Source organism: Bartonella sp. AP58NXGY, assembly GCF_042195785.1.
GTDB lineage: Bacteria > Pseudomonadota > Alphaproteobacteria > Rhizobiales > Rhizobiaceae > Bartonella.
This window is the reverse complement of record NZ_JBHIOY010000292.1, coordinates 344-665: the sequence shown is the minus strand read 5'-3', so window position 1 is coordinate 665 and position 322 is coordinate 344. Positions and strand designations below refer to the sequence as shown.

1 pseudogene is annotated in these 322 nt (G+C 39.8%); it reads left to right on the top strand.

The annotated features are described in order from the left end of the window. A pseudogene (locus ACFINC_RS11020) lies at nucleotides 1-322 on the top strand (ATP-dependent DNA helicase RecG); the annotation flags it as partial.

The following is a 322-nucleotide window of genomic DNA, read 5'->3' as shown; positions in this document are numbered from 1 at the left end:
AAAAATAAATTTAGTCTTTTTTCATGCGCAACCTCTTTGGCTCAAAAAACAACTCCCCGAAGGAAAAAAAGTCATTGTATCAGGAAAAGTTGAATGGTTTAATGGGCTACTTTCAATGGCACATCCCGACCATATTGCCCCAAGCGAACAATCAAATCAGATTCCTCTCATCGAACCCGTTTATCCCTCTACCGCCGGACTAGCTGCAAAGACGTTAAGACGCGCCATACAACACGCTCTCGATTTTATTCCTCTCCTCCCAGAATGGATAGATGAAAATATTAAAAAGCAACAAAATTTTTCTTCCTTTTCTGTTGCTTTA